Source organism: Paenibacillus sp. 7516, assembly GCF_002272715.1.
GTDB lineage: Bacteria > Bacillota > Bacilli > Paenibacillales > Paenibacillaceae > Paenibacillus > Paenibacillus illinoisensis_A.
Window position 1 is genome coordinate 1 of the sequence record NZ_NPBI01000027.1, and the last position, 710, is coordinate 710.

Genomic DNA, 710 nt, shown 5'->3' on the forward strand with positions numbered 1-710 from the left:
TTAATAAATTCCATACTTTACACCGTGCCGGTGTAGCTCAACTGGTAGAGCAACTGACTTGTAATCAGTAGGTTGGGGGTTCAAGTCCTCTCGCCGGCACCATTTATTACTTTCACATCTTAATCTATAGTAGAATGTATATTATAGACAAGGATGGGAATACTGAGATACTCTCAGGTTGAATTATGGCGATCGTGGCGAAGTGGTTAACGCACCGGTTTGTGGATCCGGCATTCGGGGGTTCAATTCCCCTCGATCGCCCCATGATTTTATTGGGGATTAGCCAAGCGGTAAGGCAACGGACTTTGACTCCGTCATGCATAGGTTCAAATCCTATATCCCCAGCCATTTTATTAAGAGTCATTAGCTCAGTTGGTAGAGCACCTGACTTTTAATCAGGGTGTCGAAGGTTCGAGCCCTTCATGACTCACCATTTATATTTTGCGGTCGTGGCGGAATTGGCAGACGCGCACGGTTCAGGTCCGTGTGGGCTAACCCCCCGTGGAGGTTCGAGTCCTCTCGACCGCACCATATATTCTGCGGACGTGGCTCAGCGGTAGAGCATCGCCTTGCCAAGGCGAGGGTCGCGGGTTCGATTCCCGTCGTCCGCTCCAATAACATATGCGCCCTTAGCTCAGCTGGATAGAGCGTTTGACTACGAATCAAAAGGCCGGGAGTTCGAATCTCTCAGGGCGCGCCATTATTTCCAT

The 710-nt window shown here is 49.9% G+C and carries 7 tRNA genes; all 7 read left to right on the forward strand.

Going from position 1 to position 710, the window contains the following annotated elements:
- Positions 1–26 precede the first annotated feature (26 nt).
- The 7 genes from CHI14_RS22555 to CHI14_RS22585 all read left to right on the forward strand — a co-directional run bounded on the left by CHI14_RS22555 (position 27) and on the right by CHI14_RS22585 (position 700).
- Positions 27–102: transfer RNA gene (locus tag CHI14_RS22555), tRNA-Thr, on the forward strand.
- An 86-nt stretch (positions 103–188) separates the two neighbouring features.
- Positions 189–264: transfer RNA gene (locus CHI14_RS22560), tRNA-His, on the forward strand.
- A gap of 9 nt (positions 265–273) precedes the next feature.
- Positions 274–348 (forward strand) — tRNA-Gln (locus tag CHI14_RS22565).
- A 9-nt stretch (positions 349–357) separates the two neighbouring features.
- Positions 358–433 (forward strand) — tRNA-Lys (locus tag CHI14_RS22570).
- Positions 434–443: 10 nt separating this feature from the next.
- Positions 444–531, forward strand: a tRNA-Leu gene (locus CHI14_RS22575).
- A gap of 8 nt (positions 532–539) precedes the next feature.
- Positions 540–614 (forward strand) — tRNA-Gly (locus tag CHI14_RS22580).
- 9 nt (positions 615–623) lie between these two features.
- Positions 624–700 (forward strand) — tRNA-Arg (locus tag CHI14_RS22585).
- Positions 701–710: the final 10 nt, after the last annotated feature.